The 7,021-nt window shown below is 59.7% G+C and carries 7 protein-coding genes and 3 pseudogenes; 4 read left to right on the top strand and 6 right to left on the bottom strand.

Features of this window, described 5'->3' with window-relative positions; all coding sequences use genetic code 11:
* Positions 1–293: 293 nt before the first annotated feature.
* From NKI18_RS33135 to NKI18_RS33520, 3 genes are read right to left on the bottom strand one after another with little or no spacing between them, the layout of a single operon-like run.
* Entirely contained in the window at positions 294–1,049 is a 756-nt protein-coding gene (locus NKI18_RS33135; RefSeq protein WP_353022032.1) for a hypothetical protein, read from the bottom strand.
* 52 nt (positions 1,050–1,101) lie between these two features.
* Positions 1,102–1,491, bottom strand: coding sequence for a hypothetical protein (locus tag NKI18_RS33130; RefSeq protein WP_353022042.1), 390 nt, complete (start codon positions 1,489–1,491; stop codon positions 1,102–1,104).
* Complete coding sequence (locus NKI18_RS33520; protein ID WP_502900806.1) at positions 1,439–1,876, bottom strand: recombinase zinc ribbon domain-containing protein; 438 nt, start codon at positions 1,874–1,876, stop codon at positions 1,439–1,441. The genes NKI18_RS33130 and NKI18_RS33520 overlap by 53 nt, the downstream gene beginning before the upstream one ends.
* 97 nt (positions 1,877–1,973) lie before the next feature.
* Here NKI18_RS33520 and NKI18_RS33115 point away from each other — a divergent pair, with 97 nt between their 5' ends.
* Both NKI18_RS33115 and NKI18_RS33110 read left to right on the top strand, forming a co-directional pair.
* Positions 1,974–2,426, top strand: coding sequence for a tyrosine-type recombinase/integrase (locus NKI18_RS33115; RefSeq protein ID WP_353022029.1), 453 nt, complete (start codon positions 1,974–1,976; stop codon positions 2,424–2,426).
* 121 nt (positions 2,427–2,547) lie between these two features.
* A pseudogene (locus tag NKI18_RS33110) lies at positions 2,548–2,667 on the top strand (transposase domain-containing protein); the annotation flags it as partial.
* Positions 2,668–3,469: 802 nt separating this feature from the next.
* Here the strand turns inward: NKI18_RS33110 and NKI18_RS33105 are convergent.
* Entirely contained in the window at positions 3,470–4,612 is a 1,143-nt protein-coding gene (locus NKI18_RS33105; RefSeq protein WP_353022026.1) for a hypothetical protein, read from the bottom strand.
* A 254-nt stretch (positions 4,613–4,866) separates the two neighbouring features.
* On the opposite strand from NKI18_RS33105, the pseudogene NKI18_RS33100 reads away from it, so the two are divergent.
* Positions 4,867–5,472, top strand: a pseudogene (locus tag NKI18_RS33100) (DDE-type integrase/transposase/recombinase); the annotation flags it as partial.
* A gap of 13 nt (positions 5,473–5,485) precedes the next feature.
* A pseudogene (locus NKI18_RS33095) lies at positions 5,486–5,860 on the top strand (helix-turn-helix domain-containing protein); the annotation flags it as partial.
* On the opposite strand, the gene NKI18_RS33090 reads toward NKI18_RS33095, so the two are convergent.
* Both NKI18_RS33090 and NKI18_RS33085 read right to left on the bottom strand, forming a co-directional pair.
* Positions 5,848–6,234: a hypothetical protein gene (locus NKI18_RS33090; protein ID WP_353022035.1), complete on the bottom strand. Its 387-nt coding sequence runs from the start codon at positions 6,232–6,234 to the stop codon at positions 5,848–5,850. The pseudogene NKI18_RS33095 and the gene NKI18_RS33090 sit on opposite strands and share 13 nt — an antisense overlap.
* The gene (locus tag NKI18_RS33085; RefSeq protein ID WP_353022039.1) at positions 6,180–6,488 is read right to left on the bottom strand and encodes a hypothetical protein; all 309 of its coding nucleotides are present in this window, start codon (positions 6,486–6,488) and stop codon (positions 6,180–6,182) included. Before NKI18_RS33085 ends, NKI18_RS33090 begins: the two co-directional genes overlap by 55 nt.
* Positions 6,489–7,021 lie beyond the last annotated feature (533 nt).

Raw genomic sequence — 7,021 nt, 5'->3', positions numbered from 1 at the left:
GTGTTAACTTCCATTGTGGACGCTCCCTCTCTTACGGTGGCTGTCAAACACCACCATTCTGGCACATCGATGCCGTCGAGGGGGCGTCCACCCCATCACTATCAAGCGAGGGGCAACCATGGACTATTATATAGGAATTGATGGTGCGCCGTGACGGCGCGGGAGGTGAATATGGAATAGCCACCTCTCAAGCTTGCTGGTTTTCGACCGGCGGCTGTAATGCCGCCCCGCCCGCAGGAGCAGCGGATGGAAGGGGGTGCCGAGAAGCTCGACCGGGCGTCGCCGGTTGGGTGTCATAAGCAGATCGGCCTGAACTGTACCGGGTGCGGACCATTGGCCGCAGGCCGGGCTACTATAGTGTCTATGGCGAGATAACAAAGGCGCTGGAAGCCTCGGGCTGCGCGGCGCAAGCTAATCCCCAAGGCCGGTAAACCGGGGCAATTCCGGCCCCTGGGCATTCCGGTGTGGACTTCATAATGCACCTTGTTCAAACGGCTGTGGGGATGCCGGGAACACGATCGGAATTTGCAACCCATGCGCGGAGCCGTTGATCGACCACCCCGGTGATGGTGAGACCATAGGACTTGCCGGGCTTTCTGTCGGCGGGAATCACCGTCTGATCGATCCAATAATAGACCACCCCCCCGACTGACGCCATAGCGTTGGGCCACCTGATGGACCGTCAGCGTCCCGGGCGGCGCCGACGGGCCGGGAATGCCGTGTTTGAACCGAATCCAGCTGATCATGCTGGCGGTGAAGGGCTTGCCGGTCGCGCTCTTCCTGCCGTCGCGGGCAAGCAGCACTGCGATCTCGCGGTCGTCATGGTATTGCGCCAGCGTGTGAACTTCATCGACGAAGGCCGGCGGATAACGAACCGCATCAGCCCGGTTTGAAGGCAGGTGCACGGTCAGCGTCTCGGTTGCACCGCCCTGCCAACGAATGTGCACTTGCAGCTGCTTGGGTTTCGGTCCCGTGGCAAGGGTAATATCCTTGATCAGCAAGCGCAGCATCCGCTTGCGGTCGCGGGGCTGGTGGTCGAAGCCGTCCATAGCCGCGCAAAGTCGCGCCCGAGCGCGACGATTTGCTGCTTCTGCTCGTCCGTCACGGCCCGCAGCGTTGCCGCTCGAACTTAGCCATCTCCGCCTCAAGATCGAGCACCCACTGCTCGGCATCGTTCCAGCGTGTCTCCAAGGTGGCGGCGATTAGGCGGTTGGCCGGATCGACGGCTGCGTAGCGCCGTTCGGCCAGATCGGCGTCGTACCGGGCGCGCTCGATGCGCCGCCGCCATTGCCCGGCCACAGCCGCGTCGCGCTTTTCCAGGCTGGTCAGCGCCGCCAGCGCGAGCTCAACCGTCAGCGGCGTGACCGCGTCGACCACGCGTGCGCTGACGGCGCTGTCGAGCGGCGCCGCGGGCACAGTCTCAAGCAGCAGCGTCGTGTCAGCCCTCGCGGTGCTTCCAGTTGCATTGATAGACAGGGTAGAGCCCGCCATTGCCGGTGTAGCGCACGGTGAGGCGGCGCCCGCAGGCGCCGCAGACAAGCAAGCTCCTGTTTGCATTCGCGCAGACACGCCTTGGCAGGCATCCGTCGCAGTTGACACCTGGGCCGGCTCCTCGAACGACGCATATCTGAAGAAAGACCGAATGGCCGTGAGGCGGAGATTCCGGGTCCTCACTGAGGCGGATCGCTGTGTCTCGAGGTCCTCCAGGAATGCGCCGATGAAAGGCCCGTCCAAATCCCGCGCCCAGATTCAACGCGTGCTCGCAATCCCGAGCAAGCGATGCGACAAGCGACAGCTTCAGTTTCTCACCAGGCCCGAGATTGAAGCGATCCTGGCCTGCCCGGATCGCAGCACATGGCTGGGACGGCGTGATCACACTCTGCTCTTGCTGGCCGCGCAAACGGGGTTGCGGGTCTCGGAGATCATCGATCTCGACCGGGACTCGGTGATGCTGGGCACGGTGCCCACGTGCGATGCGTTGGCAAGGGCCGCAAGGAGCGAAGTACGCCGCTCACCAAGGTTGCACAGCAAACCCTTCGGGGCTGGCTCAACGAGCCCAGGAAGCGGGGCGCAACGGCTCTCTTTCCCAACACGACGGCGGCATGCTTAGCGCCGACGGCCTGCAGGCGCTGCTGAACAAATATGTCGCCAAAGCGCGCGAACACTGCGTCACCCTTCGCTCGAAGCGGGTGTCGCCCCATGTTTTGAGGCACAGCGCTGCGATGGAGCTGCTGCAGGCGGGCGTCGATTGTTCGGTCATCGCCCTGTGGCTGGGCCATGAGACGATAGAAACGACGCTGACCTATCTTCACGCACATCTTGAACTGAAGGAATCCGCACTTGCCAAGCTGAAGCCATATGAACGCGCAAAGGCCGAACGATTTCGACTAAACGACCGGCTTCTGGAATTCCTGAACGCCCTTTGAGCATGAGAAATATGCCGAGTGCGAACGGCTGGTCTCCGGCCGAAACGGCGGGAGAAGCGCACTCCAACACTCCAACCGCCATCGTCAAAGAGGCACTCGGCTAGTTCGACGGTCGGCATAAACGGCAAAGATGAATAACATCGATCCCCTTGCCTGGCTCGCTCAGACCCTCCAGCGCATCGCCAATGGCTGGCCGAGCAGCGAAATCGAGGCACTCATGCCCTGGAATTACGCCGCCTGAACGGCCTCAGCTTGTCCCTTACGGATCGTATGATATAGGGACCGGGCTATGGCTATTTCTGGTGGATCTACAAGGACGTCTACGCAGCCCACGGCCACGCTGGTTAAGCGATCTTCGTCTATCCGAAGGACAAAGTGGTAATCGCCATCAACTCCGCCTGGCTTGAGCCCAGCCAACTCGAACAGCTCAAACGGCCAGAGTATGCGCAAGGGTTGACAACATTCGTCCAGGCCCTGCACGCGGCGGCCGTGGCACACCGCTAAACAAAGATCGCTTTAACGCAACTTGCAACGGAAATATTGCCGTACAAGAACGGGCCGTTAGCCGAAACAGGCGTACGCTTACCGGGAAGGGATGCTGGTCGTTCTTTCAGCGCTTCGCGCACAGCCTCACGGCTACCCGCGCATGACTCGGGGCCAATGTGGATCGCTACTCCTTCATCGTGATGGACTTTCACAATCTACTCCTTGCCGGTTTATACCGGTGCTCCCACTCCCACGCCGCTCGCCCCATAGAATCTACCCGGTGGGACACGACCCAAATTCTCGTTTGATGTGGAAACTGATGGTTCCCCGCAAAACGGTGGCGAACGGACGCCACTCTCGCAAGCGCGTGTTCGTCCACCTGGCCCCCATCGTGCACAACCTTTTAATCCTTCGGTGGTTCGTTGAGGGCGCCGACCAATTCCGACCGCGAAGACAACCATGGACCCGGCAACGTCGTCTCAACAAACTTCGCGCTTGATGCCCAACTGCAATTAGACAACCACATCAGGTCACATGGCACCATTCATTGGACCCGGCTAAAGATAGTCTTCAGGACCACCATCCCGCACAGTGTCAAGTGTAACGCAGTGGAACCCACCTCCAAAGATCCGGCGATGCCGATGGCGGACCGGCACGACCGTGAACTTGTGGCGCTCTAGGAGGCGAATGATTTCTGGACTGTCTACATTCGCCATCACCATTTCGGGACTAACAGACAGCACGTTCATATCGATATACAAGCTGGTAAGGACTAGGTCATCGCTCTGGTAACTTGGGAAGCTATTCTCTTTAGGTTCCGGAGCAACTATCAGTTCCCACTTTTGCAATGGGGCCGGGAGATAGTCCGCCACCCGTTCGGACCTTATTAGCAGTGTGCCGGGCCGCAATGCCAAGATCATGCTGTCGATGTGACTGTCGGTCAATCGATCGATACGGTGGAACCTGAAGCGGCCTTCGAAATGGCGCTGCAGCCAAGTGTAGGCCATCGCATGGTTCTCAGTTGACACATTTACGAGGACATCTCGCCCAAGGCGGAGGCATTGCGCGCCATCAATCATTATTTCGAAGCCGACGTCGTAGGGCGAAGACCTTGGGTTTTTGATTGATTCCATCAGCCCTCCATCGTTTAGTTGCGCATATGAGGGATCAAACGAGGAATCGGTCATGATAGGCCTCGGCATCGCCGACCACCGCGCTCCTTTGCGAAAATAGTCGGCGAAAATCGGCGTCAGCAGCTTCGTTTCGAAATAGCGCGAGCGCAGCATCGGCGCTGTTTCGACCATCTCGTCGCCGAGCACGAGGGACATGTCGCGGACATTGAGAGCCGGAATCACAGCGGCCCTCCAGGCGAGAGTTTCAACTTCCGTCGTAGATGGGTCTAGTTCAAGAGGACGATGGACCTTCACCCCAAGTGACTGCAGCGTCGAGACAATCCCGCCGACGTCCTCGTTTAACTCTTCCACATATCGCTGCTTAATGGACAGTTGCTTGCGCCCAGACTCATTGTCCGGAGCAGTCGCCGACGAAATCCGTGGGTAATACCACTCGCTGCGAACCTTGAGGTTGTCGAGAAAGAAGTAATCGAACGAGAGTTCGCGTTCATGTGAAGTGTAATTTGCCGCAGACCCAACGATCACTTCGCGGAGCTGCGACCATTCATCGTAACTGTTGAGCTTCATGGTTTGTATCCTGGTTGTTGTTGGCAAAAAGCTGTGTTACACTATTCGAAGTGTTGCATATACCATCCCGCTTAAATCTCGCGGTTTTCCGCAGTTGTAACCCACAACCTCTGCCTTTGGGACTACCTAACATGATAGGTGTCGTCATTGGGTGTTCTTTGGCACGATGCCGGTGATCGCTCCTTGCAGCATACTAGATGTTTGATACCAGGCTTTGATGGGGCATCCTTATCCTCCGAATCAAGGGATGCACTATGGGCCAGGTTCTTCATGGGAGCGCCACGACGACAGAGGCGATCCGTCGAGCGATACAACATAGTCAAGAGAGCCTGAGGGCCCTCGCCAAACGCTACGGGATCAACCAGAAGACCGTCGCCAAATGGCGGGAGCGGACCTCGGTGGCCGATCTGCCGACCGGTCCGAGAGAGCCGAGGTCGACGGTTCTGTCTGTCGAGGAAGAGGCCGTCATTGTCGCCTTCCGCCGGTACACGCTGCTGCCGCTGGACGATTGCCTCTATGCATTGCAGCCGACGATCCCGCACCTGACGCGTTCGTCATTGCATCGTTGTCTGCAGCGCCACGGCATCGGTCGCTTGTCGGACGTAGAGGGCGACAAGCCGGCGAAGAAGAAATTCAAAAGCTATCCGATCGGCTACTTTCACGTCGACGTCGCCGAGGTGCGCACCGACCAGGGCAAGTTGCACATGTTCGTCGCCATCGACCGAACCTCGAAGTTCGCCTTCGTTGAGTTGCATGAGAAGGCCACCACCGCCGTCTCGAGAGACTTCCTGCTGCGCCTGATCGCGGCTGTCCCCTACAAGATCCATACTGTGCTCACCGACAACGGCATCCAGTTCACGACGCCCGGCGCTGGTGGTCCAACTTGGAGAACTTCTGATGATATTGGATCTACACCGCCAAGGCCTGTCTGTGACCGCGATCGCCCGACGAACGGGCCGCGATCCCAAGACGGTCCGCAAATACATCGAGCGCGGGCTCGAACTCCCCGCCTATGGGCCACGACAGGTGGGGCGGCCAAACAAGATCGCGCCCTTTGTCGACTATCTGCGCGGACGGGTCGTAGCTTATCCCGAGCTCTCGTCCGTGCGCCTGACGCGCGAGATCCGCGAGCGCGGCTATGACGGTGCCTATGCCCCGGTGCGCTTCGTTGCCGCAATCCGTCCCGAGGATCAGTCTGCGCCACTCGAGGTTCGCTTCGAGACGCCGGCAGGCCATCAGGCGCGGGTGTTGTCTGGCAGCGGCGTGCGTTCCGCCGTGCGCACGTACGCGAGCTTGTCGGCGGCATTGCGCAGCGTCGGCTTGAAAGAGCGGATGCCAAAGCGGACAAGGATCGCCTTCGTTCGGTTGATGAGGCGGGTCTGTTCGCGCACCAGCCTGTCGCGCTCGCGGCTCGGTTGCCGCGCGTCATCCTCTTCCATGGTCGGCACCGCCGCCATTGAGCAGTGGCGCTTCTCGCCGCGCAGCCAGCCGAGCGTGGTGCGCAGCAATTGCTTGGTGTCGAGCCGGTCGGTCTTGACCCGGCGGTGCTCGCGCGACACGGCGACGCTCAAGGCATGGATGACGTAGGTCTCGATGCCGCGTGTGCTGAGCCAGCGCGCCAGCCAGAAGCCGTCGCGGCCGGTCCATAGGCAGCGACGATGCGCCTGATCGTGTGCCCGGCCCGGGCGGCTTCGCTGCGCCAGCGTTGCAGCAGCTTCAACACTGCTTCGGCGTCGGCATCGAGCTTCTTCAAAGGCTGGCGCTCGAGCCCCGGGACAAGCCCGGCCACCAACCACTTCACCTGGCTCATCTCGATAACGGCGACGATTGTGCTATTCTGGTCAAGAGCGGTGAGGGACCTGCTCGCTTCAAACATTGTGACATGAAGCGCCTCCTTGTGGGTTTGACAACAGCGCCAAGGATGCCACGCCCTTGCCGCTCGCCCCATAGAATCTTCGCGGCCGTCGAAGCCTTCAAATTCGAGCTGCTCGGAGATAGTGTGTGTGCATCGGATCCCGTTCCTGAATCTGACAAGTCTTTGTTGCAAAAGCAGTTTCTCAGATTCTCGGGGCCGATGCACCCTTACTTTGAGATATTCGGGTTAGTGAATCAACCCCGCACCGGGGCATTGACCGATCCGGCATCTTACTTGCATGGGCTGACGGATTCCTCCTGTTAGCAAAGGAACTGCTATGGGATAAGAGGGCATCATCTTACCGCGGGAACGGGCCTCAGCCACGGTCCCCCGCGACCTAAGCGCCTTTAGATGAGGCCCGTGAAGGGTTTGCGCACCAACCCTCCGATGGAGAACTCGACCATCGAGGTGAAGTCGAAGACAGGAATTTGGGTAGCCTGCTGAACCGCATGAGTGAAAGGCGGCAGATCGCCGCACTCCAGCAGCAGCATACC

It is taken from the genome of Mesorhizobium sp. M0800, assembly GCF_040320095.1.
In the GTDB taxonomy this organism is placed as follows: domain Bacteria; phylum Pseudomonadota; class Alphaproteobacteria; order Rhizobiales; family Rhizobiaceae; genus Mesorhizobium.
Note: the sequence above shows the minus strand (reverse complement) of the source record. Positions and strands in the feature narration are given on the sequence as shown.